21 protein-coding genes and 1 tRNA gene are annotated in these 24,955 nt (G+C 46.1%); 4 read left to right on the plus strand and 18 right to left on the minus strand.

Annotated elements, in window-relative coordinates; genetic code table 11:
* Positions 1 to 15: 15 nt before the first annotated feature.
* From PHF32_02305 to ftsZ, 3 genes are read left to right on the plus strand one after another with little or no spacing between them, the layout of a single operon-like run.
* Positions 16 to 771, plus strand: coding sequence for an FtsQ-type POTRA domain-containing protein (locus PHF32_02305; GenBank protein ID MDD4559562.1), 756 nt, complete (start codon positions 16 to 18; stop codon positions 769 to 771).
* A complete protein-coding gene (ftsA, locus tag PHF32_02310; GenBank protein ID MDD4559563.1) occupies positions 768 to 2,039 on the plus strand; it encodes a cell division protein FtsA in 1,272 nt (423 codons plus the stop codon). Before PHF32_02305 ends, ftsA begins: the two co-directional genes overlap by 4 nt.
* A gap of 9 nt (positions 2,040 to 2,048) precedes the next feature.
* On the plus strand, positions 2,049 to 3,239 hold the full coding sequence (ftsZ, locus tag PHF32_02315) for a cell division protein FtsZ (GenBank protein MDD4559564.1): 1,191 nt from the start codon (positions 2,049 to 2,051) through the stop codon (positions 3,237 to 3,239).
* Between the two features lie 122 nt (positions 3,240 to 3,361).
* Here ftsZ and PHF32_02320 read toward each other — a convergent pair whose 3' ends face one another.
* The 16 genes from PHF32_02320 to dnaX form a co-directional block, all read right to left on the minus strand.
* A complete protein-coding gene (locus PHF32_02320) occupies positions 3,362 to 5,761 on the minus strand; it encodes an SUMF1/EgtB/PvdO family nonheme iron enzyme (GenBank protein ID MDD4559565.1) in 2,400 nt (799 codons plus the stop codon).
* Entirely contained in the window at positions 5,748 to 7,016 is a 1,269-nt protein-coding gene (gene hutI / locus PHF32_02325) for an imidazolonepropionase (protein ID MDD4559566.1), read from the minus strand. Before hutI ends, PHF32_02320 begins: the two co-directional genes overlap by 14 nt.
* A gap of 240 nt (positions 7,017 to 7,256) precedes the next feature.
* Positions 7,257 to 8,315, minus strand: a complete 1,059-nt coding sequence (locus PHF32_02330) for a thiamine ABC transporter substrate-binding protein (protein ID MDD4559567.1) — start codon at positions 8,313 to 8,315, stop codon at positions 7,257 to 7,259.
* Positions 8,291 to 9,040, minus strand: a complete 750-nt coding sequence (locus tag PHF32_02335) for an ABC transporter permease (protein ID MDD4559568.1) — start codon at positions 9,038 to 9,040, stop codon at positions 8,291 to 8,293. Before PHF32_02335 ends, PHF32_02330 begins: the two co-directional genes overlap by 25 nt.
* A gap of 1 nt (position 9,041) precedes the next feature.
* A complete protein-coding gene (dnaB, locus tag PHF32_02340) occupies positions 9,042 to 10,415 on the minus strand; it encodes a replicative DNA helicase (GenBank protein ID MDD4559569.1) in 1,374 nt (457 codons plus the stop codon).
* A gap of 11 nt (positions 10,416 to 10,426) precedes the next feature.
* Positions 10,427 to 10,900, minus strand: coding sequence for a pantetheine-phosphate adenylyltransferase (gene coaD, locus PHF32_02345; protein MDD4559570.1), 474 nt, complete (start codon positions 10,898 to 10,900; stop codon positions 10,427 to 10,429).
* The gene (locus PHF32_02350; protein ID MDD4559571.1) at positions 10,897 to 12,123 is read right to left on the minus strand and encodes a Xaa-Pro aminopeptidase; all 1,227 of its coding nucleotides are present in this window, start codon (positions 12,121 to 12,123) and stop codon (positions 10,897 to 10,899) included. The genes coaD and PHF32_02350 overlap by 4 nt, the downstream gene beginning before the upstream one ends.
* A gap of 137 nt (positions 12,124 to 12,260) precedes the next feature.
* Complete coding sequence (locus PHF32_02355) at positions 12,261 to 12,686, minus strand: hypothetical protein (protein MDD4559572.1); 426 nt, start codon at positions 12,684 to 12,686, stop codon at positions 12,261 to 12,263.
* A 539-nt stretch (positions 12,687 to 13,225) separates the two neighbouring features.
* Positions 13,226 to 14,470 carry an ATP-dependent Clp protease ATP-binding subunit ClpX gene (gene clpX / locus PHF32_02360; GenBank protein MDD4559573.1) on the minus strand — a complete coding sequence of 415 codons (1,245 nt, stop codon included), beginning with the start codon at positions 14,468 to 14,470 and terminating at the stop codon, positions 13,226 to 13,228.
* Positions 14,471 to 14,480: 10 nt separating this feature from the next.
* Entirely contained in the window at positions 14,481 to 15,071 is a 591-nt protein-coding gene (gene clpP / locus PHF32_02365; protein MDD4559574.1) for an ATP-dependent Clp endopeptidase proteolytic subunit ClpP, read from the minus strand.
* Between the two features lie 2 nt (positions 15,072 to 15,073).
* Positions 15,074 to 16,390, minus strand: coding sequence for a trigger factor (locus tag PHF32_02370; GenBank protein MDD4559575.1), 1,317 nt, complete (start codon positions 16,388 to 16,390; stop codon positions 15,074 to 15,076).
* Between the two features lie 29 nt (positions 16,391 to 16,419).
* A tRNA-Leu gene (locus tag PHF32_02375) sits at positions 16,420 to 16,506 on the minus strand.
* Positions 16,507 to 16,634: 128 nt separating this feature from the next.
* Positions 16,635 to 17,465 carry a pantoate--beta-alanine ligase gene (panC, locus tag PHF32_02380; protein MDD4559576.1) on the minus strand — a complete coding sequence of 277 codons (831 nt, stop codon included), beginning with the start codon at positions 17,463 to 17,465 and terminating at the stop codon, positions 16,635 to 16,637.
* Between the two features lie 2 nt (positions 17,466 to 17,467).
* On the minus strand, positions 17,468 to 17,824 hold the full coding sequence (locus PHF32_02385; protein ID MDD4559577.1) for an aspartate 1-decarboxylase: 357 nt from the start codon (positions 17,822 to 17,824) through the stop codon (positions 17,468 to 17,470).
* Between the two features lie 191 nt (positions 17,825 to 18,015).
* Complete coding sequence (locus PHF32_02390; GenBank protein MDD4559578.1) at positions 18,016 to 19,047, minus strand: glycosyltransferase; 1,032 nt, start codon at positions 19,045 to 19,047, stop codon at positions 18,016 to 18,018.
* A 68-nt stretch (positions 19,048 to 19,115) separates the two neighbouring features.
* Positions 19,116 to 20,741, minus strand: a complete 1,626-nt coding sequence (gene dnaX, locus PHF32_02395) for a DNA polymerase III subunit gamma/tau (protein MDD4559579.1) — start codon at positions 20,739 to 20,741, stop codon at positions 19,116 to 19,118.
* Between the two features lie 127 nt (positions 20,742 to 20,868).
* Between dnaX and PHF32_02400 the strand changes: the two genes are divergently transcribed.
* The gene (locus tag PHF32_02400; protein MDD4559580.1) at positions 20,869 to 22,092 is read left to right on the plus strand and encodes a 6-phosphofructokinase; all 1,224 of its coding nucleotides are present in this window, start codon (positions 20,869 to 20,871) and stop codon (positions 22,090 to 22,092) included.
* 342 nt (positions 22,093 to 22,434) lie between these two features.
* On the opposite strand, the gene PHF32_02405 is transcribed toward PHF32_02400, so the two are convergent.
* Positions 22,435 to 24,603 carry an alpha-amylase family glycosyl hydrolase gene (locus tag PHF32_02405; protein MDD4559581.1) on the minus strand — a complete coding sequence of 723 codons (2,169 nt, stop codon included), beginning with the start codon at positions 24,601 to 24,603 and terminating at the stop codon, positions 22,435 to 22,437.
* Positions 24,604 to 24,606: 3 nt separating this feature from the next.
* Positions 24,607 to 24,955: excinuclease ABC subunit A (locus PHF32_02410; protein MDD4559582.1), on the minus strand; the 349-nt coding region annotated here is incomplete at its 5' end.

Here is a 24,955-nt window from a genome sequence, read left to right on the forward strand (position 1 = left end):
CAATAAGGTATCTAGATGAAAGAAAGAAAGCGCAGAGGAAACAGCAGGTATTACCTATATTTTAGCCTATGTATGCTTGCAGTTATGGCTGTGGGCTACGGCTGTTGGTATGCCCTGCGCCATCTGCCCTTTTTTGAAGTAGATCAGATTATTGTGGAAGGTAATACTGCAGTCCCGGATTCCTTGATCATATCGCAATGTGAGTCTTATGTGGGTATGAATCTCTTCAGGGTACCTAAGAAAGAGATCAAAAACAAGCTCGGTAAAATCTCCCGCATCAAGAGCTTAAAAGTTAAGCGCCATTTACTGAGCACCATCGAGATCCAAATCAACGAACGCAAAGGTATACTATATGTAAAAAGCTTTGAAGGTGACCTCTATCCAATCGACACAGAAGCCATTGTGCTGGAGCGTTATGGTAAAGTGTACCAAGAAGATATCCCAATATATAGTTCATACTACACAGACAATCAGCTGAAGGCTGGAGTAAAGCTGGCAAAGCCAGATTTGAACAGGATACTGAAGACCCATCTTATGATAATGCAACAGGCTCCGGATTACCTCCCTATTATTTCCGAATACTATATGATAGATAATACCATAAACATCATCGACGCCCGCTACGGCACCCGCATCATTCCGGGGGAAACAGACTTTTCAGACCAGCTGAGGCGCTACCAGTTCGTACAGGACAACGGCAATATTTCCCGCCGCAGTGTAGTGGACCTCCGTTATGACAACCAAGTAGTTGTAAAGGCAGGAGACAAATGAAGCATACCATTATTACCGCCTTGGATATCGGCTCCACTATGGTGAGAACGATCATCGCCAAGACACTTGCCAACAATCGTTTGGAGGTTTTGGGAATAGGGCAGTGTCCTTCTGCTGGCATCCAGCGGGGCATTGTAAAAGATATACAGGCCCTTTCCGACCAGATCGCCAAATGTATTGAAGAAGCCGAAAAAGCCGCAGATACCGACGCGATAAACATATATGCAAACATTACCGGAGACCATATCCGCACTCAGTTGGGAGACGGCAGAATCTCGATCCCTTCGGATACCCCAAATGAACCGGGAGAGATCAGTCTGGAGCATGTGGAACAAGTGATTGATGACGCCAAGAACAGTGTAAAAATCCAGAAGGGATTTGAACGTCACAAGATCCTGCATGGCATCCCGCATGATTACATCATAGATTCTCAGGACGATATACGCAATCCCGTAAACATGAGCGGATTTCATCTAACTGCAAAGGTGCTTACGATACTCTCCGAACTTACTCCAATGCGAAACCTCAGTAAATGCATCGAACTCGCCGGTTACGAGATGGATCCGGATAATTATGTGCTCAGCCATGTCGCCTTGAGTAACAGTGTTTTATCGGAGGATGAACGCCGGTTGGGTGCTATTCTGATGGATATAGGCGGAGGCACTTGCGATATATCGATCTACAATCGTGGAGCCTTGGAAAAAGTAATCGTGATTCCCATGGCTGGTGCATCCATCACCGAAGATCTGGCCATCGGGCTTAAAACCACTATTGCAAGTGCTGAATATATCAAAACCCAATTTGGTAACGCGATCGCCAGTGAAATTGACCAATCTCTGGAGATTGACGTGGAAGGCATAAGCGGTAGAGCCGGAACTAGAAGGCCACAATACCTCGTAAGCCATGTTATCCAGCACAGAGTAGAGGAGATACTAGCTTTGTGTTACAATCGCAGTAAAGACTATTATACACCAGAATTGGTGACTGCCGGAGTAATATTATCCGGTGGTAGCGCCAATCTACAGGGCATCGATAAAGCGATAAACAACGCTTTCAACCTGCAGGTAAAGATCGCAAAACCGGATTTGTCCCGCCTGGAAGGTATGACCTCAAGACTGGATGATCCCGGCTTTGCCACAGCAGTAGGCATACTCTATTTCGCATCTGAGTTTGAACATGAACCTCAGGCCCGCAGTTTTAATCTCGGAAACCTGGGTAACAGCAAATTTGTAGATACAATTAAAAAAATATTTAAAGACTTCAGCTAGGGGGAACCAATGATTGAATTTGACGAAAGACCGGCACAAGTAGGAACCAACATCAAGATTATAGGAGTTGGCGGAGCAGGCGGAAACGCCATAAATGCCATGATCGAAAACGAGCTGGGCGGTGTGGAATTTATTGCCGCAAATACTGACATCGATGATCTATCCAAAAGCAAAGCCAAGATGAAACTGCAACTGGGAAAGAAGCTCACCCGTGGCTTGGGAACCGGGGCCAACCCTGAAGTAGGCTCGCGTAGTGCCGAAGAATCCAAGGACGACATTAAATCCAACCTTGATGGCGCAGATATGATCTTCCTGGCCGCTGGAATGGGCGGAGGTACTGGTACCGGAGCTACTCCAGTTATCGCCAAGATCGCCCGTGAAATGGGCATTCTAACTCTTGGAATAGTAACCACTCCTTTCCCCTTTGAAGGGAAAAAGCGCGAGGAAAACGCAGATCATGGCATTCGTCACCTTAGTGAATATGTGGATACCCTGATCGTGATACCAAATGATAAACTGTGTGAGATATATGGCAATGCCACGCTTAAGACCGCTTTCAATAATGCCGATAATGTGCTCTACGAAGCTGCCAAAGCGGTTAGCGACATCATCACCATCACTGGTTTCATCAATGTGGATTTTGCAGACGTGAAAGCTGTGATGCAGAATATGGGTTATGCTTTGATGGGGACAGGATTAGCCGAAGGTGAGAACCGTGCCATCAATGCCGCACGCCTTGCCATCAGCAACCCGCTGCTTTCGGATGTAAGTCTTTCTGGATGCCAATCCCTGCTTTTGAACATCACTTGCGGAGAGGACATCTTGATGAACGAATTTGCCGATGTATCCAATGTGATTGTAAATGAAACCGGAAAAGGCGCTAACATCATTATGGGCGCAATTTTGGATCCCAATATGACTGGCAAGATCTCCGTAACCATTATTGCTACTGGACTTGAGAAGGAGAATTTGAGCGGTAAAGTAGTAGATTTTCCTAGTTTTGAAAGTCCTAAAGTTGAAAATATGAAACCAGACATATCGGCTACTTCCATTGAAGACGATGTAAAAGACATCTTCAGAACTCTGGGAATAAACAAGAATACTGAGGAAGAAAAGAGCGTTTCTGCCGGAGCTAACGATACAAATAGGATTAAAGCTCTGCGCACAGATGTTCCCAGCTTTTTAAAAGCTCTGGATTAGTTCCTAATCTCTGCAGGAACAACTCTCCCCCCAAGAGTTGTACTGCGAATCCAAAACCAAAGGATCTTCGGTAACCCCCTGCCGGAGATCCTTTTATTGTGAGAGTTTTATCCACTTGAACCTTACTTGCTGCGAACCACTCTAAAACCAATATAGGATGTCTTGGAAAAGGGCTTTGCGTATAGCCTGGCAGTATTACGTAATAGAGTATCGTTATGATACCATGAGCCTCCCCGGATTACTTTGTCCGTTCCAGTCTCAGGGCCTAGATAATGATTTGATATCCTATGGCTATAAGGTGCATACCAGTTCCAGACCCATTCAAAGACATTGCCGCTCATGTCGTATAAACCCAGTGCATTAGCTTTTTTTGAGCCCACCTTATGGCTTTCAGCCCCAGAATTTTGAGCATACCATGCCACTTCCGGAGCAATGTTTGAGCCGCTGTACAGCGAGAAGTCCATACCGTCTCCCCCCTTTGCGGCAAACTCCCATTCCGCTTCTGTGGGCAAGCGATATCCGTTTGCTTCAAAATCGCAGACAATTTCAGCTCCCAGGTAGTCATAAGCCGGAGATAGCCCATCCTTCAGGCTCTTGGCATTACAGAACTCAATAGCATCGTAGAAAGACACATTCTCCACCGGCAGATCATCGCCCTTAAACAGCGAAGGGTTGTTTTCGAACACCATTTTCCACTGCTTCTGAGAGATCTCAGTAGCACTGATCATAAATGACTTCAGCGGAACTGTAAGCAGAGGAAATTCGTCTGCTTCGGCATCAGGGCCGATACTCCCCATGATCAATGTGTCAGCAGGGACAAGCAGCATCTCGATTGGATGATTTTCTGCTAACTCTTGCTTCAAAATTTCTTCTATCTCAATATCCGGTTCCGGGCTTATAAAACTGGGTCTTTCCCTCAAGAGAACATATTGCACCAGAACATACAAACCAATCAAGAGGCTCATAATCATCAATATCCGAAAGGTTTTCTTCATAGAACCGATGTCAAGATGCTCTTCTTCCTGAATCTCGATAGGTTCATACTTTACTGTGTGCTTATTCTGGACAGAAGGTACATCATCCTGTTTGGGAACCACTTCGGGTTCTGGTTTCACAGAACTCAGATGGTCCTGCTCCTTGGGAAGCAGTGGTTCTGAAACAACCATCTCCGGTGCGATGTTTTCTATTTCGATGTTCTCTACTGCTGTCTCATCCCCAAAGCTCTGCTCATCAAGGATATGATTCGGTGCAGGCATGCTTTCTGCCGGTGCATCCAGAGATTCTTTTAGAGCCTCAAATATGGGCTTTTCTTCTTCACTTGGCTCCAGAGAGGGTTGTAACGGTTGTTCTTCGATTTGATCTTCTAAAATTTCTGGGACAGGCGGTATCAGTTCTGTTTTAGCAAGGATGGCAGCTATCAAGGCCGGATCTGGTTCCGGGGGACGGAGGGGAGATACTACAACCGCTTCAGGGATAAGCTCTTCCCCGGGATTTGGAGATACATTCATCTCAGCTTCAGCTTTGGCCAATATTTGTGAGATCAGGGTGCCATCAGGTTCAGGTGCGATAAAGGGAGATATCTGTATAATTTCTATTTCGGGTTCATCAGGGGAATCATCTTCCGCTGGATGCTCGATGGTGGTATTCTCTGCAGCCGTGCTTTGATCTTCTGGAGCTTCATCTTGAGTCTCGCCTGACGTTTCTGGAAATGCCCAATCATAATCCGGCATTTCATTTTGCAACAACTCAAGCAAAGCTTTGGGATTCTCTGTGCGTTCATAGGGATCCAGCTTTAGGCAACTCAATAGAATGCCATACAGCCAATCCGGCATCCTCCCCATTCCCGGCAACTGTATTGCCCTGCTGAAGCTTTGATGCTTTTGTTCTTCGGGCGAGCTAAAACTATCCAGTTTCCAGGGCAGTTGTCCGCACATTGCCTGATACACAATCACTGCCCAGGAATAGAGATCAGAATTGCTATGAGACCGGGTAGTATTAAAGATCTCCGGAGCTACATAAAGGATCGGCAGAGGATACTTGAAATTACCCTCCGAGTGCTTCCATGCCGGTCGATTCTTACCGAACCCGATCAGCTTTGGATTACCGGATGAATCTATCACAATATTGTATGGATTCAGGTTTTCGTGTACCAATCCCCGCTCTTCCGCATATATCAAAGCAGCTAAAATACCTTTTGCCCAGGCAAGAACTTCGCTTACTTCCGGTTGTCTGTTTGACAGGATTTCACCCAGAGCCTTACCCTCTGCAAACTCGGCAACGAGATAAACTCCCAGCCCTTCTTCGAAGCATCCGATAGTTCTACGGATGTTTGGATGCTCCAGGTTCAGTGCTTGTGTTGCTTCTGATTTCAGGCTTTCCGCAAGGTTTCTATCGGTAATCTGAGCAGGATCTTGAGTTTTTATCAATACCTGTTTGCCATCGCTGATTCTGCTTGCTTTATATAGCAGAAAGCGTCTGGAGTGATGCAGTGTGTCCGAAATGTTGTAACTATTTAGTGCCATATCTCTGCGTGCTAAAAACTGTTTTTCCCCTTTTCAATACTCTGAGGATGTGAGAAGAGCCCAGATGGTAAGGAATGAAGTTCAGTCCGGGAATATCCCACATGATGATGTCCGCAAGTTTTCCCGCTTCCAAAGAGCCAATACTGCCCTGTCTGTCCAAAGCACAAGCGGCATTGATTGTAGCCGCACACATGGACTCAGTGGGGCTCATTCCCATCTGTAGCGATGCCAGGCTCATGGTAAGAGCCATACTATCACAATTGCAGCTTCCCGGATTGTAATCCGTTGCGATAGCTACGGGTAGACCACTATTGATCATATCACGGGCACGGGCGTAAGTCTTTGATCTCAGCGAAAACAGAGTCGCTGGTAAAAGCACCGGTACTACACCGGCTTCCTTCATCAGCTTGATCCCAATATCCGAACAAGCCCCCAGATGATCTGCGGAGATACAGCCCATTTCCGCTGCAAGCTCTGCACCGCCAATGGCCTCGATCTCATCCGCATGCATTTTTAATTTCATGCCAGCAGCCTTGGCTTTGCTCATTACTCTCCGGGATTCATCGATGCTATAGACGTGTGCCTCGGTGAAGATATCGCAAAACTCCGCAATTCCCTGTTCTGCAACCGCAGGGATCATCTCGTCGGTGAGTAACCTTAGGTAGGTTTCATGATCGTTCTTGTATTCCGCCGGATACTCATGAGCACCCATAAAGGTCGCAACAATATCGATGGGAAGAGTCTCGTTCAAACGCTTGATCGCTTCCAATTGTTTCAGTTCGCTCTCGGTATCCAGCCCATAACCGCTCTTGGCCTCCAGGGTCGTAGTACCCAGTTCAATCATACGTTTAATTCGAGGTAAGGAAAGCTCCACCAATTCATCAACCGATGCTGCTCTTACCGAAGCTATACTGCTGCGAATCCCACCTCCGGCCAAGGCTATTTCCACGTAGCTTTTTCCAGCAAGACGCATAGCAAATTCATCTTCTCGAGTGTGTACGAACACTGGGTGGCTATGACTATCCACAAAACCGGGGCTAATGAAGCAACCCTTGGCGTCTATTGCCTCATCCCAGTTGTATTTAGCTTCTATTTCAGCGCTGGAACCAATCTCGACGATCACTCCGTCGTGGATTGCGATACCTGCGTTTTTCAGGATTCCGGCATCATTCATCTCTGCGCCATATTTGCCCTTGTGAGCGCTTTGCATGGTAGCTATTTGCCCGGCATTTATTATTATGGTATCTACTTTCATAAGATTACTCCTTCTTTCCAGCAAGGCTTTTCATCTGCTGAAAATCCGTCAAGGTCTTTGCCAGAACCGATGATGTAAACCTGGTTTGAACTACTTTTACCACTCTGTCGCCCCATACTCCCTCCCTATACATTATCCGGTGCTGAATCTGATATAAAGCTGTCATGATCGAGTGAACACTGCTTGATAACGGGATGATATCTGCTTCATGGTACGTTGAACAACAGGGGGACAACAGGGCTAGTAACCGCCGAAAATCAACGCCCAGTCATCCAGCCATTCTTCCGTGTGTTCTGCGATCTGAACATTGGTCAAGCTGGAATTTACCAGCCAGGGTGAGAGCGGCACACGACTAAAAGCCGTGGGGAGCAGTGTTTTCCGATTTGCAGGGAAAAGCCCCAGTTTATACACAATCATCTTCTGAGCAGATTCTCTGAGGATAAAATCCACAAAAGCACCTGCTAAGGCTGGATTTTGGGATTCTTGCAAGATTGCGATACACTCCGAGTACAAATAGCTTCCCTCACTAAAGACTTTAAAATCCAATTTGCTGGTTTCTTGCATTTGCTCATTCTGCCTGGCTGCCAAAGTGATCAATCCGGGCATCATGGTACATTCGCCGCTATTGACGGCAGCCAACGCTTCTGCCTGACTGGAATAATTGCGAAATACATTCTTGCGTAATGCCCGCAGCATCTGAGGATAACCTTCTTTACCGAAAAGAGCCATACACCAGTGCAGCATAGCCCTGCCCGGACCGCTGTGAGAGGGATCTACCATAGCCATCTGATTCAGGTATTTATCGTCCTGCAACTCACCGAAGGATTTTGGCGCTTCTGCAAGCAACTCACTATTGTAGAGCAAACCCAGGTAAGAAAAGCCGTAGGGAATAAGGCGATAATCTTGATCCTCCACGCAATCCCGGTTCATCTCGTCCACTGCTTTGGGTAAATAGGGGCTAAAATGTACTTCCGGATCCAGAAATGCAGAGAATGCCGAAGGAATACCCAGAACCACGTCCAGACTGTCTGCGGCGTCAATAAAACCCTGAGCAAGCGATGCATGATTTTCGTAGAGTCTTAGCTCTACCTTGCATTTGAGTTCTTTCTCAAATTCGGGGATAATTGTAGCTTCCAGCCCGGAACTGCGAAACTCTTTGGTAACAGCCAGCCTGAGGAGACCAGACTGCGCAGATTTACTATCTGCGGATGCTTGGGGCTCTTCCTTCGTACAAGCAAATTGGAAAAGCAGCAACAATGCCAGAATAAAGGTACCTACATCGATCCGAATAGAATCCATGCTACAATAAAGTCCATAATAAGGATCGCTACAGAGCTGTAAACAACTGTCTGCGTGGTGGATCTACCTACACCCTCAGCGCCTCCATAACTACGATCGCCAAAGAAACAAGCCAAAGAAGTGATGATGAAACCGAATACGATGGATTTCAACAAGCCGCTCCATAGATCAAAGGGCTCGAAGTAAGCTCTCATTCCAGTAAAAAACGTATGATAATGAAGACCATATCTGAGAAAAGAAAAGTACCAGGCACAGAGGATGCTGATGGCATTGGCAAATATGGTGATCAAGGGAAAAGTCACCACTCCAGCAAGAATACGTGGCATATACAAGAACTCGTGTGGATTTACATTCATGCTGTGCAGAGCATCGATCTGTTCACTAACCTTCATGGAGCCGATCTCCGCTGCCATAGCCGCACCGATCTTGCCGGTAAGAACCAGAGCTGTGAGCACTGGTGCAAGCTCTACCATGGTCGATTTTCCGATCAGTACACTTAACAGATTCAGGGGGATATAACCTTTGGATTGATATACTGCCTGCAGAGCAGTAACCAAACCGGTGAAAGCGGCAGTAAGCATTATCAGAAACAATGAATCGTAACCAATCCGCTTGAACTGGATCAGGAATTCCAGGCGACGCCTAGGTAAAGCCTTTAATCCGCGCAGACTGCGACCAATGAAGATGCTATACTCACCAATCCCTGCAAACAGATCTGCCCACATATCAGCGGTCTTCGCTCAGATCCAAAGATCTGAACAGGGTATATTCCTTATCAAAACCCAGATCAGTAGAGCCGGTAGAGCCATGACGGTTTTTGCCAATGATGATCTCCGCAATACCGGGCTTTTCCGTCTTCTCTGGGTAGTAGTATTCATCGCGATAGATAAACATCACCAAGTCGGCATCTTGCTCTATAGCTCCAGATTCTCTTAAGTCCGCCAGCCGGGGACGCTTGTCTTCGCGGTTTTCCAGCATTCGGTTCAATTGCGACAGAGCAATCACGGGGATCTTCATGTCTTTGGCCAGTACCTTCATTGCGCGAGATATCTCGGAAATCTCCTGTTGACGGTTATCCCTGTCTTTGGTTAGCCCCATCAGTTGCAAATAGTCGATCACTATCAGGTCCAAACCTCCCACTTCTGCGGCAAGACGTCGGGTCTTGGCTCGGATATCCAGCGGAGTATTGGTTCCTGATTCATCAATGTAAATATGTTTTGTGCCCAGTACTTCCGCCGCCTGCATGATTCGGGTCAATTTCTCTTCGTTCATCCCGTAGCCCTTGAGCATGCTATCCATATTGACCTCGGAGGCAGATGAGAACATCCTCATAATTACTTCATCCGCAGCCATTTCCATGGTAAAAATCGCTACTTTCTTTTTCAGGTTTACTGCTGCATGCGAAGCTATGTTCAAAGCCAGAGAAGTCTTCCCCATAGCGGGTCGGGCAGCGATGATAATGAACTGTCCGGGACGGAAACCTCCGGTAAGCCGGTCCAGATCCCCAAAACCGCTTCCGATACCGGTAACCGGGGATTTGGTGGAAGCAATCTGGTCGATATTGTGCAGGACTTCATTTGAGATTTGGTCGATCTTTATAAAGCCTTGATGATGGGGCAATTCTGCAATGGAAAAGATAGCTTGCTCAGCTTCATCAACTATTGTTTTTACAGGGGAAACAGAGCTATAGCAAGATTCAATGATGCCATTGCATGCCACGATAAGGTGTCTCAATAGGGCTTGTTCGGTTACAATGTTCAGGTGATACTCGAAGTTCGCACTGGAGACTACAATGTCTGCAATCTCATTTATATATGGGATACCGCCAATCTTCTCCAGATGATTGTTTCGCTCCAACCTGTTGATTAGTGTAAGCACGTCCACTTCGATGCCATCGTTGAAAAGCTCACAGATGGTTCTGAAGATCAGCTTGTGTGCAGTTCTGGCAAAGAATCCCTCCTGCAGTTTCTCGATGCCTTTGCTAACTACATCAGCATCTATCACCATGGCAGATAACACTGCGGCTTCGGCATTGATGTCTGAAGGGAGCTTACGCTCGGAAATGCTGCTTGGTTCGCTGTTGTCCTTTCTTTTCGCCATACACTATGCCTCTAGTTAAATTTGGATTTTAGTGCCAGATTCACAGCTGGGGGCACGAAGTCATGAAGATCAGCACCCAATTCTGCCAATTGACGGATCATGGAAGATGAAAGATACATGTATCGTAAGCTTGGTACCAGGAAGATGGTCTCAATCTCCGGTTTCAACTTCGTGTTCGTAAGGGCCAGCGAAAGCTCATATTCAAAGTCTGAAACGGCACGAAGACCTCGGATCATTATTCTACTATTCTGTGAATGCGTAAAATCCACAACCAATCCAGAGAAATTGAGTACCTTTACGTTCGAAAGATGCGCGCTGGATTGTGTACAAAGCTCCACACGCTCTTCCAGACTAAAGTAATTCTGCTTGGCAGTGTAGTCCGCAACAGCTAGAATAACTTCGTCGAACATACGGGAAGCCTTTTCCAATATGTTCAGATGACCCAAAGTAATGGGATCAAAAGTCCCGGGATAAATCGCCTTCATTGTTTGGCCTTCATGATCTCTTCCAGTTCATCGATCTCCTTGGGGATATTTTGGCTAAGTACACAATAGCCTGCCTGAGTAACCAGCACATCGTCTTCAATACGTACCCCGATAACTTCTTCCGGTATGTATATTCCCGGTTCTACAGTAATCACATTGCCTGGCTCTAAAACTGCCTCTCTGCCACCGACATCGTGAGTATCCATACCCAGGAAGTGACTTACGCCGTGCATATAATACTTTGTAACATCTTTGGCTTCTTCGATGAGGCCAAGCTCAATCAGTTCATGGGCAATCAAATCGCGGGTCTTCATCTGCAAATTACTGAGCTTCACCCCTGGGGCAATCATCATGATGATTTCCTTTTGCACGCGTAAGACAGCGCTGTAAACTTGTTTCTGGCGTTCGGTGAATGTTCCGCTAATGGGAAATGTACGACTGATATCTGCCGAATAGTTCATGTATGAAGCGCCTACATCCATCAAGACCAGATCATTGGGACCTATCTGACATTCATTCTTTTCGTAATGCAAGGTGGTGGCATTTATTCCCGACGCGATAATAGGAGCAAATCCCCAGCTTTTCAAGCCGCTGCGTTGAATACGGTAAAACAGAATTGCTTCAAGTTCATACTCCATCATACCGGCCTGAGCGGACTCCAGGATGTCTATAATACCTTTGCCGGTAATGTCTATAGCCCGTTGGAGCTGCACTACCTCCCAATCACTTTTAACTTTGCGCAGCGGCATCATGACTTCCGTGATGCACTGAATGGCGATCTGGGGATAACGTTCCCGAACCGGTTGCAGACGGAACATTGCATAAGAAAGAGGAGCATTTAGCACTTGCTGGCCAATGTTCGAATAGATGCGATAGATAACCGGACAATAATCCGACAAAAAACACTCAAACTCGTCTAAATACATTACATTCCGGATGCCACTAATCTCCGCAGCTTCATCTTTCTCCATCTTTTTACCTTCCCAGACAATGCGATCGGGATCGTTGCGTTGGATAAAAAGACATTCCCTGTTGCCATTTCCTGTCTTCAGCCCAAAATAGATGGCATTGGGGATTTCAAGTCCGGTAAGGTAAAGGAAATTGTTATCTTGTTTATACTTCTCCAGTTTTGCTTCACGCTCGGCAAAGAGGATTACGGAATCAAACTCCTTCAGCGAATCCAATAGCTTCTCTCTACGTGGGATCACAATCTCTTGCTTCATCATAAACTCCATATTCAGTATTCTTAGTTCTATGAGTCATTTTTTGGGTAGTGCAGCTTATGTCCAGCAAATTCCTTGCAAGATTTGATGAGCTATTTAGTAAACTGATCTCAGAGCAGTTGCTACATGCTGGAAGCTTAATTCTCCCAAAATAGTTCAACCTGCTGCAGGCAAAGATAGTCCTTTGCTCCAAAATTGAACAAGCCCAATGACTGCTTTGGTTTTAGCTCAAAATAATATCCCGAAGCTGAGAACTCCTTGTCATTATAACCGGGGAAGAAATCTGCGATACCGGTAACGGGGCATTGTATCTTCAGCGGTAGATTGTATGTGGATCCTGAACTGTATTGAATCCTCAATTCCGCACTCAGGCTCATTTTGGGATGGCTCTTCTCGTAATATACTCTTATCTTTCTAAGCTTATATTGGTAGTGAGCTGAAGGTAGATCCATTTCCAGCCCGCGATTGGCAGAAAGTGTACAATAACCGGAGTTGCGCTCATCAGAGTAAAGCCCGGAGCTAAAGATTTGCTCCATTTTATCACCAATCCCATCCGCATTCATGCCTTTAACTTCCTTGCTGATAAAATCTATGATAGTAAGTGACTACTGCTTTCCTCTAGCAACATTCGCTCGTGCCAGGCCAGTCTGAGGACCAAGAAAGCAACATAGAATCACTACAAAGTAACATATAATTCTGTGATACTTTCTCATGTGAACCTCCCAGTTCATAGGTACGAACCTTATTCTGTAAAGTAGAATAACTCATACTCCCGCTTTTGATGTCAAGAAGATTAATCAATAACAGAAGAAATGTAATTGAGACAAGTGGAGATATTTCAACAATTCAAGTAAGCTTTGGATGCTGGTGGTAGACGATACCCGTTCCAGTTCTGGATTTGAAGACTGAGGAGCTACGACATCAGCTGGTTTGGCCGAGAAAACTATAAGCTTTGGACTGATCCAGAATTATATGTTGGGCAGTTATAAAGAATATGTCGCTGTTTTTGTATCTCCAATTCTGGTTCATGTAAACAGGCGCTAATGACTAGCATCATCAGCGCCACAATTATTCTGGAGACTCTCTGCATCTCACGCTACTCTTATTCGGCTACCGCCTTTGTTTTGGAGCGAACCGGTTTTATAAAGGTGTATACTGGATCGCCTTTATCCAATACAACTTCTTTAGTGATGCGGCAGGTCTGGATATCGGCACGATCCGGGATGCTGTACATAATTCTCAGCATAAAGCGTTCCATGATTGAGCGCAGTCCTCTGGCTCCGGTTTTTTGGGATAACGCAATGCGAGCGATTTCTTTCAGGGCTTCGGTATCAAATCCCAATTGCACCCCATCCATCTCAAACAGCTTTACATATTGCTTGCAGATGGCATTTTTGGGCTCGGTGAGGATATCAATCAGAGCCTCTTCACTAAGTTCATGTAGAGTGCAGATCACCGGCATGCGCCCGATAAGCTCCGGGATAAGCCCATAACGAAGCAGATCCTGAGGACCTGTGAGGTCAAAGATGTTTGTCTCATCCTGCTTGATACCCAAGTCCACATCGAAGCCGATAGCTTTTTTATCAGTACGTTCTTTGATGATCTTTTCCAAGCCGAAGAAAGCACCACCAGCAATGAAAAGGATGTTTTTAGTATCGATCTCGATAAATTCCTGTTGCGGGTGTTTACGTCCGCCTTTGGGCGGTACATTCACCTTGGTACCTTCCAGAATCTTCAAAAGCGCTTGTTGTACGCCTTCACCGGATACATCTCTGGTAATCGACGGAGTCTCGCTTTTACGGGAGATTTTGTCGATCTCATCAATGTAAACGATACCTCTTTCGGCACGTTCAACGTCATAATCTGCATTTTGCAGCAAGCGCACCAATATGTTCTCCACGTCTTCACCCACATATCCAGCTTCAGTAAGAGTGGTTGCGTCGCTAATGGCAAAAGGAACCTTCAAAAAGCGGGCAAGCGTCTGAGCGATGAGTGTCTTTCCGCTGCCGGTGGGACCGATCATGAGGATATTGCTCTTCTCCAATTCGATCTCATCCTTATCGGTCTGGCGGAAAATTCGCTTGTAGTGATTATAGACCGCTACGGCGATGATTTCTTTGGCGTTATCCTGGCCGATCACGTATTGATCCAGATAGCCTTTAATCTGGCTGGGTAACGGCATTTGGAAGTCTTCCATTTCCTTATCCTGAGTATTGGCATTTACGATGGTATGGCACATCTCGATGCATTCATCGCAGATATTACCGGCAATGCCACGAATAAGGTTTTTCACATCATCTTCACTGCGCCCGCAAAAGGAACAGCTCAAGTTTTTATTCTTGTCCAAACTATTTCTCCTATTTTTCGTCTCTGCGTACCAGAATCTCGTCGATGAGACCGTATTCCATGGCTTCAGTTGCGCTCAGGAAATAGTCCCGATCAGTATCCATGGCAATCTGATCGATGGATTTGCCTGTATGATTGTGCAGTATCTCATTCATTCTACCACGCAGGTATAGGATTTCCTTCGCTTGAATCTCGATATCTGCTGCTCTTCCCTGAGTTCCGCCCCAAGGTTGATGAATCATAATCCGGCTATTGGGCAAAGCCGTACGTTTACCTTTTGCTCCCGCTGCCAACAATACCGCTGCCATAGAAGCAGCCATGCCGATGCAGATAGTGGAAACAGCAGGCTTAATGTATTGCATGGTATCATAGATTGCCAATCCGCTACTGATGCTGCCACCGGGACTGTTGATGTACATATAGATGTCCTTGGACGCATCCTCGCCTTCCAGATGCAGTAATTGCGCTACGACCGTATTTGCCATTGTATCATCTATACCACCGCCCACAAACACGATTCGGTCTTTTAGCAGCCGGCTGTAGATGTCATAAGCGCGTTCTCCGCGGCCTACTTGTTCGATCACCATTGGGATATAGTTCATTTTTACTCCGTTTTAGCTTCGGCATTGTCACTATCAACGGCGACAGCTTCGGCTTCTGTGATTTCTTCCGGTATCTGTTCAGGCTCAGGAATGAAGAAATGGGCAGTTTCAGCCAACTTACGCAGGATATAGAAGTTCTTCACGCCATTACGGTATTCATCACCGGAAATCTCGTCTTTGTGCTTTTCTTTGTATGCTTCCACGGTGTTATCCGCAAGAATCGCTTCATGCTTCACATATTCGTCGAACATCTCGTCGCTAATCTCAATTTCCATCTGCTTGCGTAGCTGGTTCAGGATGTACATAGTCACCATCTCTTGAGAGATCTGCATCCTGTATTGATATTCCAGAAACTGATGATACTGCTTGTTTGGATTACGCTGGGCTTCTTGCTGAGCCAAATAACCAATGGTTTTAACCGGAAGCTCAAAGTTGTTGTCCACATAGAGTTTATTTACAATGGCGTAGTTTGCCACATCGATGTTTTTATGCTCGTTTGCCAATCTCATATCTTCGGATATTTTAGCGCGCATAGCTGCCATATCGTCAAATTCCATGTCTTTGGCAAAGTCGTCGTTGAGCTCCGGATACTGCATCCTTTCGATGGAGTTGATCATGATCTTCACGGTGTAATTACTTGCGTTGGGCAGATTTAAAGAACTGTCCCGAGATACCAGCTTGATATCCATGCCGCTGAGTTCTTTTTCAAAGCTGTCCCCAATCTTTTTACCGATCAATTCCGGCAGAGCTCTGTGTTCGGGGTACTCTCCGGCAAAGAAGGACGCATTTCTGGTAAGTTCAGAGCCTTCCAGACTGAAGCTGAGCTCTACATTTACATGATCATTTTCGATGGCTTCATCTGCATCTACTACAGTTCCGTTGTTTTGTTTCAATTCTTCCAAGTATTTATCTACTTCACTGTCCAGCGTGATGGGATTGTAGGGTACATCAAGGTTGTCCAACTGTTTGAATTCGAGGGTTGGTTCATGCTCGATTTCTATCTTGATCTGCATATCGCAGCCCTTATCCCATTGTACATCTTTCACGTCCGGAAACAGTAGATAATCGATATCATGTTCTTTAGCGGCTACTTCAAAGTAGTCGTTCACGCTATCTTTCAAGAAGTGATCCTTCAATAGAGTACCATGAGTTCTTTCGATCAGAGTAAGAGGAGCCTTACCCTTCCTAAAGCCAGGTACATCCACCTGGTTGGCTGCCTTGCGAAGGTACTTTTCCCAAGCTTTGGTGGCGTCGTCGGCCGGGATTGTGATGTTGATCTCTTTACTTACCGCATTGATGACATTAAATTCTACCTGCACTATATTCTCCTTAGATAAATTCCAGCTAATGGTGCGAAAGAGGGGACTCGAACCCCTACAGGAGTGAACCTACTGGATCCTAAGTCCAGCGCGTCTGCCAATTCCGCCACTTTCGCAATTGACTATAGTTTACTTATTTATATATGAAATGCCAGTTTTTTGCATGGCCTTGATCTGTCAAGCTTTCGTTAGTATGGTATATATTGATGGAAGATAATGAAACCGGACACTGAATAAACAAGACTCAGAGCAACATCATATTGTCGATAAGCCGTGTTTTCCCCACATAGGCAGCGATCAGCATGCGACTGTATTCATCGATGATGTCCACTTTACTCAGATCTCCTGCATGGACAATCTCCACATAGTCAACTTTCGCGCCTGCCGCTACGATATCTGCCCTAGCAATATCGATGAGTTCTGAGGCTTTTCGGCAACCAGCAACAGCAGCGCTCTTTGATTTCAGTAAAGCCTGGGACAGACATAATGCGATTTGGCGTTCATCATTGCTAAGGTACACATTACGGCTGCTTTTTGCCAAGCCATCAGCTTCTCGCACTATGGGACAACCCACGATACACGTGTTCATATTCAGGTCTTTTAGCATCACGTTTAGGATGGTAAGCTGTTGAAAATCCTTCTCCCCCATATACATATAATGCGGTTTGACCAGATTCACCAGCTTCAGCACAATAGTGCATACTCCTCGGAAATGACCGGGACGGCTTGCCCCACACAGGATGCCCGACAGCTCACTGACTTCCACCCAGGTGTGGTAAGGCTGAGGATACATCATTTCAGCATCAGGCAGAAACACGTAATCCACACCATGTTGCTTCAATAGTGCCAGATCCCGGTCAATATCCCGGGGATAACTGGCCAGGTCTTCATTGGGGCCAAATTGGGTGGGATTCACAAAGATAGAAACGATTGTGATATCGCAGTTCTGGATGGATGCGTCCACCAAGCTCAGATGACCTTCATGAAGGTAGCCCATAGTGGGTACGAAGCCCACTCGTGCTTCTGGTGCATGCCGAAGGGCCGACATCAGAGCAAGAGAAGTAATTAATTGCATGGCTAGATAATAGAGTCTACTTTGTTGTTCTCGTTCAGGATCAGGATACGCGGTTTGTGAGACAGCAATTCAGCATCATTCAATATCCCGTAATTAATCACGATTATCCTGTCACCTACTTGAGCCAGACGTGCTGCAGCGCCGTTGATACCGATCATCCCACTTCCTCTTTCACCTTTGATGATGTAGGTGCTGAAACGGTTACCATTGGTTATATTGAACACTTCTACACGTTCATACTCGTGCATACCACTGGCTTCAAGCAGCTCTTCGTCGATTTTTATGCTGCCATTGTAGTTTATATCACACTCTTTCACCGTAGCCCGGTGAAGCTTTGATAGTAGTATCTGCCTTAGCATTTTGGACTCCATTATTTGGTCTTTATTATCACATAAAACTGATATGGAGCTTTTGTCAATGAAAATCAACGATTAAAGTTCAAATGCTTTCTTGTGAATCTCAGAACCTGGTAATAGAGCTCATCAAATCGGTCATTAATGAAGATGGCTCATTCATGATACACTATCGATCAGGCTCCCATTTAGTTATACTACTTCCATTTATAACTGCCTATGCTACCGCGAATGCCATAATAGATAAACTGCAGAGGAAATACAAAGATTTGCGTGAAATAGAGTATCCCCAGATGGGTTTTACGAACCAAAACAAGATGGCTTTGTGATATGCACAGTTCCACAATTGATTTCAAGGCTACAATCCCTAGAAGAGCGAGGTTCCCTCTGCCAATAACAAGCATAATGATAGCAGCGTAAAACAGAATAAAATAGCAAAACATAAAAGCGGATAAGCGCTTCAAGTATCTGGGATGGTAGCGAAACTTTGAAGCCCGGCGGATATTCTTGTTGTGTAGTTTGGTGATGCTCTTACCTTCCACGCTCACAACCTGCATGGCTGGGGAAGGATTGTAGTATGCTTCTCGTACATAAGGCATCATCTTCATCAAGAGCAGGTCATCGTCACCACTCATAAGGTGGCCGATTCCATTGAATCCTCCAGCTTTATGAAACAGAGTTTTTCGATATACTTGATTACAGGCCATGGCTGTGATAGGTTTTCGTTCATATATCCCCGCACCTGCCAAAATATAGTATATACTGCGTTCAAAATTGACCAGGCTCAGATTGCTCTCTCCCACTTCAGGAATAATGGTGCTGTATCCCAATATGTAATCTGTTTGCGGGCTCATCTGTCGGGAGATCTCTTGTAACCAGGTTTCGGGCAGGATGCAATCTGCGTCTGTGAAAGCCAGAATATCGTATTTTGCAGTGTCGATTCCTATTTGCAGAGCAGCTTTCTTGCCGATTATCCCATCGGTGTCTTCTGTATAGTCCCGAACCCGAATATTAAACTGCCCATCCCAGTTTTTTAAAATATCCATACTGTCATCTGTGGAATGGTCGTTTACGATGATGATCTCATAAGGTGCATCAATGGGTAACAGCTGTGCCAGAGATGTCAATAAGCGGGGCAGATACTGTGCCTCATTCTTGGCTGCGATAACCACACTGATAGGTTCAGGTGCATGATTCAATGCTGCTTTAGGTGGTAAACTGCGCCTCATTGAGCGTAGTACCCTCAGCAATACTGTCAGATAAACAACGCTCACAATGGCAAATAAAATAGTAAAGATCAGACCAACCTCGCTTCTGTTTGTTCAATAAAGCTCTTCAGTTCTGGATTCTCAGCTGCGATATCTTCAATGCTTTTCCGCTTGATCTCCACTTTGCTCGGGGAGTCTTTTTCTTCCAGCTTCAGATTTACTCTCAGGGCTTTACCAAATACATCGCTGATGATATTCTCTATCCTTTCCAGATGAGCTTTGAGCGCGTTGAAATTGGTAGCAGTATCCAATTTCAGTGTAATCACAGTATCGGTCATGTTGAGTATTTCAGAAGACTTGAAGGCCAAGCCTGCCAACTGGCTGCTTTTACGAATCCTCGAAGTCAAATCTGTCCAATTTGCCTTTAGCCCTTCGATAGAGGCTTCGGGACGTGGTAACTCCTTGCTCTGCTCCACGCGTTCTCTTGGTTCAGTGCTTTCAGCAGACTGTTTCGCCGGTATCTCCTTTCTGGCCGGTTGTTCCCTGGTCGGATATAACTCTGCAGGAGCAGTAATGGTGTGGGAATCTGGGCCACTCTGTCTGAGGTAGTTGATCAGGCTGCTGATATCATCAATCTCATCCAACCGAGAAAGCTTGATCATAGTGGCTTCGATCAGGAGATAGGGATTGTTGCTTTGCCGGATATCGTTACGGGTCTGCACCAATTGACTCATGATGTACATCAGGTCGTTTTGACTGAACATATTTGCGACCTCTGTAAATAGAGGTAATTCTTCGGCGCTAACGTCGTTAATCCGGATACCTAACTTGCATAAGAGAACCAGGCGCAGGAATTCCATCATATTGGCGATGAACTCCTGCAAGTCTGTACCTTCTTCAAAGATCTGGTGAAGGCTTACGATCAGTTTTTGGGCGTCGTGCTCTTTGATGCGGCACATAAAATCGTAGTAGAGTTGATTTGGGATGATACCGAAGATCTGCCGCACTTGAGCAATCTGAATGTCGCTGGCACAGTAGCTAATGGTCTGATCCATCAGAGAAAGAGCATCCCGCATCCCACCGTCTGCTTTACGGGCTATTAGGTATAGGGATTCTTCATCTACTTTAATCTCTTCCTTTTCAGCCAGTTCTTTCAAGCGAGCAACAATGGCTTCGATGGGAATACGCTTAAAATCGTAGCGCTGGCAGCGAGAGATAATAGTAGGCAACACCTTATGTGGTTCGGTAGTGGCAAAGATAAAGATAACGTTTTCCGGAGGTTCTTCCAGAGTCTTGAGCAGGGCATTGAAAGCGTTTTTGGAGAGCATGTGTACTTCATCGATGATGTAGATCTTGTACTTCGAACCGCTGGCAGCATACAGCAGCTCTTTTTGCAGCTCCCGGATGTCGTCCACACCGGTATTGCTGGCACCATCTATCTCTATTACATCCGGAGACACTCCAGCAGTGATCTCTGTGCAATTTGTACATATATTGCAGGGTTGAGTGGTGGGGCCTTCAGTGCAATTCAGACTTTTGGCCATTATTCGTGCCAGGGAGGTCTTCCCCACACCGCGTGGACCAGTAAACAGATAAGCGTGGGCAATACGTCCGGACGCTATTGCGCTTTGTAGGATCTTGGTAACATGATCCTGTGCATATACTTCAGAGAAGCTTTGCGGGCGGTATTTGCGCGCAAGTACAATGTAGCTCATACTACCTCCACGTTCCATTCTTTTATCACAGCGGATTTAGGCAAGCATTTTCTGCTGGACAAAATACTGAGGGTCTCTAAAGCTTGAATTATCGAAATAAGTTGCAGATTCCCAAAGGAGGATATCGATGAAGCTCGAAGGAAAAGTGGTCATAGCCCAGGGAGGTGGTCCCACTGCGGTGATCAATCAATCCATGGTGGGAGCAGCCTTGGAATCCCGCAAGTTTCCCCAGGTCACCAGAGTATATGGCGCTTTATATGGGGTGCATGGCATTGTTAACGAAGAGTTTATAGATCTTACTCAGGAGACTACTCACAATCTGGAACAGGTGGCAAACACTCCTTCCAGCGCGTTGCTTTCCACGCGCGATAAACCGGACGAAGCTTATTGCAAAGAGATTTTTAAGGTACTCAAAGCACACGACGTCCGATATTTCTTCTATATCGGCGGAAATGACTCTTCTGATACAGTGCGCATCGTGAATGAGCAGGCACAGCTTGCCGAATATGAATTCCGGGCTATTCACATTCCCAAAACCATCGATAACGACCTTGTCCTCAGTGATCACACTCCTGGATATGGCTCTGCCGCCAGATTTGTCGCCTCAGCTTTCTCCGGAGTGAATCTGGACAATCGTGCCTTACCCGGTGTGTATATCGGAGTAGTGATGGGACGGCATGCAGGCTTCCTAACGGCTGCTTCTGCTTTGGGGCAAAAGTATCCAGATGACGGTCCGCATCTGATCTACGTGCCGGAACGCCCCTTCAGTAAAGAGAAATTCCTGAAGGACGTGAAAGATGCTTACGAGAAAAATGGCCGTTGTATAGTAGCGGTATCAGAGGGTATTGTCGATGCAGACAGCAACCCCATGATCGCAAAGCTTACTAAGAATGTGGAGCACGACGCTCATGGTAATGTACAGCTTTCCGGAACGGGAATGTTGGGCGATCTGCTCTGTGATCTTGTACGAGATAACTTGAAGATCAAACGCGTTCGCAGCGATACATTCGGCTATCTGCAACGCTCGTTTTTGGGTTGTGTCTCGGATGTGGATCAACGCGAGGCCCGCGAGGTAGGCGAAAGAGCTGCACACTACGCTCTATGGTACAATCTGGATGGCTCCATATCAATCCAGCGAACCGGTTACTATTCAGTGAACTATCAATTGGAAAAACTCTCTGATGTAGCTAGAAAGACACGCCACATGCCGGATAACTTTATTAATACAGAGGGCAACAATGTTACCGACGACTTCCGCTATTATCTGCGCCCGCTTTTAGGATCCGGTTATCCCGTCAGCCACAGACTCCGTGCTCCCAGAGTGAGCAAGGTGCTCCACACTGATTCCTGATCACTGCATGTTAGCATAAAGCCGTTTTTGAAAGAGCCGGCTTATCTGTGCAAAGACTTCTCCTGTGGTAGGATTTCAGCTCGTGACTCGTCTAGATACGAATGTCGTTTAGCAACTGGGCTGCAAAACTCCAGTTTTGCAGATAATCTACCAAACGGTTCAAAATCTTTATTCCTCCTCTGGATTATCGATACTTGAACCTGATATTATCGGGTTATCATCGAGTGAGCACAGGATGATAACACCTTGATATCAGCTTCAACACTGGATCGAACAAAGGGGAAGAGGAGAATGGTTTAAAAAGCTCCCTCCGGTTGCTGTGGGAATACAGAGATTGCCACTTCATGCTTGAAATGACCCTAGAATACACATAGCTCCCGGAGGCAAGATGATCCCTTCTGCAGATCTACGCGGAGCATTGGTACCGAACAATATCTCTCCCGTTCCAGGCATCATTTTATCCTGATTTGCCAGATTGATGGCACAATACAGGCATTCCCTCGCATTATAGCGACGATATGATATCATGCTAGGACAGCTTCTTATAAACTCGAATTCACCCTCATACAGCAATCTGTGTGCTCTTCTGAAGCGGATCATTTCCTGATAAAAACTACGTAGTTCCACCGCCTTGGGATCGGCTTCCCAGTCCCAGTTAAAGGGACGGCGATTGTCTGGATCCTTGCCTCCATCCATATAGATTTCATCACCGTAATAGATGTGAGGAATGCCCACAAAGGTCATCTGAAAGAATATCGCTTGTTTGATTCTGTGGATGTCATCTTCAGCCAAACGCCGTATGCGCAGCGTGTCATGCGAGCCCACCAGGTTCATCATCACACGGTTTGCATGTGCCGGATAAGCCGCCAATCCCTCTTCTATCTTTAGTTTAAACTCCTTGGCGCTACACAGCTTTTGCACAAAGAATTCCAAAACCGGATTCTTAAAATAGGCATAATTCATCACGGAATCAAAGTACTTTTCGCTAATCCAGGCCTGGGCATTGCTCCATATCTCACCTACCAGCCAGGCATCAGGTTTCAAAGCTTTCATGCGCTCCCGAAACAGTTGCCAAAACCACCAGGGTACCTCATCCGGTACATCCAATCGAAAGCCATCCATCCCAATCTCGGATATCCACCACGATGCTGCATCCAGGATGTGATTCACCAGATCCCAATTGACCTCTGCATTATTGATATCACGGATGTAGTTTTCAAAGGGATGTTGCCGCAAGAAGTCATAGTTCAGATCCGGCATATCCTTGATACCCCACCAGCATTGATAGTAATCCCGTGGTTTAAAATCCGGGGGCAATGGCTCCGGTAAAGGCCACTTGTACCAATCGTACCAATGCCAATAGGGGGAATCCGGACCCTTTTCAACCGTATCTCTGAACGCCCAGAAAGCTTCACCGCTATGATTGAATGCTACATCCAGAATGATTCTGATACCTTTATCATGCGCAAGTACCACCAACTTCTGAAGTTCCGATACGCTTCCAAAATGTGGATCCAGCTTCTTAAAATGGGCTGCATCATATTTATGATTGGACTTTGCCTCCCATAAAGGATTAAAGTAGATTAGGTTTATACCGGTATCTTCCAGATAATCAAGATGTTGGATTACTCCTGCAATGTCTCCGCCATAGAATGAATGCCAATCCGGAATACCTTCTTCCTGCCAGGGGCTTTGTTTCAACCCGCTGATATCCCGCCAGTCTTTCACCAGATGAAAATATTCACAATGGGGACCAAGCAACTCCCCCGCTTTGGGTTTGATCTTGTTACTCTGATAATAGCTCTCGCTGAAGTCCGGATCATTCTTTGGATCACCGTTGCAAAAGCGATCCGGAAAGATCTGATAAGCGATGGAAGATTTCAGCCACTCCGGGATTTCGAACACAGGCCAGGATGAGGGATCCACCATTAGCGGAGACACCTCTTCTTTGTGTTGAACAAAGCCTTCCAAACCTAAATAGACAGCATTCTTCCCATGCTTGATGTGGACATGGAAACGTCGTGGGCGCTCAATTGGAATCTGCCGGTGCCAGATCATCAAACCGCTGCTTCGGCCAAGTGGATACAAGTTCAGTTCCTGATCCGAAAATATCAGCGAAATCTCATCTGCCAGGCCAGCATACCAACTGAAACGCAGTTCCAATGCATCCGGAGCCGGACGATAACAATTGATAAACGAACGAGCATCCTGCCCGGAAGCCGCTTCCAAAGCCTCTTCCCAGTTTTGTGCTGATTTTTCCTCTTCCACCACAACGATAGAATTGAAACCACCGAAAGGATCTGCTTCCAGCAGCTTGTTCGCAGGATCCGTCTTCCAGACCCCGTCTATGATGTATTTATAGCGATAGCGCCCTGGTTTCAGGTCAAAATCAATCAGGTACAGTCCGCCAAAGTCTTGCAGAGATAGTATTTTCCAGTGAGTGAAGTCTCCTGCAATGCCGACTTCGTATCTGCCCGCGGTCAATGCCTGATAGCTGAATCTCACGTGCATCGCTTAGACCTTCTTTATTGCACTCTTCTTTTTCGGAGGTTTTTCCTCTGCAGCTATCGGCTCGCCCAAGGCAGCCATTTCACGCTCATAATGAACCTTCAGAAATTGCCCTGTGGCGCTGTCCTTAATCTGCATGATATCTTCCGGACTTCCTTCTGCCAGTATCCTGCCTCCATCCTCCCCGCCTTCAGGACCCAGGTCGATGATCCAATCGGCAGATTTTATCACATCCAGATTATGTTCGATCACTACCACAGTATTCCCCATCGCAACCAGCTTCTTCAGCACTTTCAGCAGTTTGTTGATATCGTCGAAGTGTAGTCCGGTAGTGGGCTCATCCAGAAGATACATA

The sequence above is a fragment of the Candidatus Cloacimonadota bacterium genome, from assembly GCA_028706475.1.
Taxonomy (GTDB): Bacteria; Cloacimonadota; Cloacimonadia; order Cloacimonadales; family Cloacimonadaceae; genus UBA5456.

Coding starts and splice junctions, on each gene's coding strand:
- PHF32_02355 (MDD4559572.1), bottom strand. CDS start 12,686: ATGAATGCGGATGGGATTGGTGATAAAATGGAGCAAATCTTTAGCTCC.
- PHF32_02350 (MDD4559571.1), bottom strand. CDS start 12,123: ATGAAGCAAGAGATTGTGATCCCACGTAGAGAGAAGCTATTGGATTCG.
- ftsA (MDD4559563.1), top strand. CDS start 768: ATGAAGCATACCATTATTACCGCCTTGGATATCGGCTCCACTATGGTG.
- ftsZ (MDD4559564.1), top strand. CDS start 2,049: ATGATTGAATTTGACGAAAGACCGGCACAAGTAGGAACCAACATCAAG.
- PHF32_02330 (MDD4559567.1), bottom strand. CDS start 8,315: ATGGATTCTATTCGGATCGATGTAGGTACCTTTATTCTGGCATTGTTG.
- PHF32_02385 (MDD4559577.1), bottom strand. CDS start 17,824: ATGCTAAGGCAGATACTACTATCAAAGCTTCACCGGGCTACGGTGAAA.
- dnaB (MDD4559569.1), bottom strand. CDS start 10,415: ATGGCGAAAAGAAAGGACAACAGCGAACCAAGCAGCATTTCCGAGCGT.
- PHF32_02405 (MDD4559581.1), bottom strand. CDS start 24,603: ATGCACGTGAGATTCAGCTATCAGGCATTGACCGCGGGCAGATACGAA.
- PHF32_02320 (MDD4559565.1), bottom strand. CDS start 5,761: ATGGCACTAAATAGTTACAACATTTCGGACACACTGCATCACTCCAGA.
- clpP (MDD4559574.1), bottom strand. CDS start 15,071: ATGAACTATATCCCAATGGTGATCGAACAAGTAGGCCGCGGAGAACGC.
- dnaX (MDD4559579.1), bottom strand. CDS start 20,741: ATGAGCTACATTGTACTTGCGCGCAAATACCGCCCGCAAAGCTTCTCT.
- panC (MDD4559576.1), bottom strand. CDS start 17,465: ATGCAATTAATTACTTCTCTTGCTCTGATGTCGGCCCTTCGGCATGCA.
- coaD (MDD4559570.1), bottom strand. CDS start 10,900: ATGAAGGCGATTTATCCCGGGACTTTTGATCCCATTACTTTGGGTCAT.
- PHF32_02400 (MDD4559580.1), top strand. CDS start 20,869: ATGAAGCTCGAAGGAAAAGTGGTCATAGCCCAGGGAGGTGGTCCCACT.
- PHF32_02390 (MDD4559578.1), bottom strand. CDS start 19,047: ATGAGGCGCAGTTTACCACCTAAAGCAGCATTGAATCATGCACCTGAA.
- PHF32_02335 (MDD4559568.1), bottom strand. CDS start 9,040: ATGTGGGCAGATCTGTTTGCAGGGATTGGTGAGTATAGCATCTTCATT.
- hutI (MDD4559566.1), bottom strand. CDS start 7,016: ATGAAAGTAGATACCATAATAATAAATGCCGGGCAAATAGCTACCATG.
- PHF32_02305 (MDD4559562.1), top strand. CDS start 16: ATGAAAGAAAGAAAGCGCAGAGGAAACAGCAGGTATTACCTATATTTT.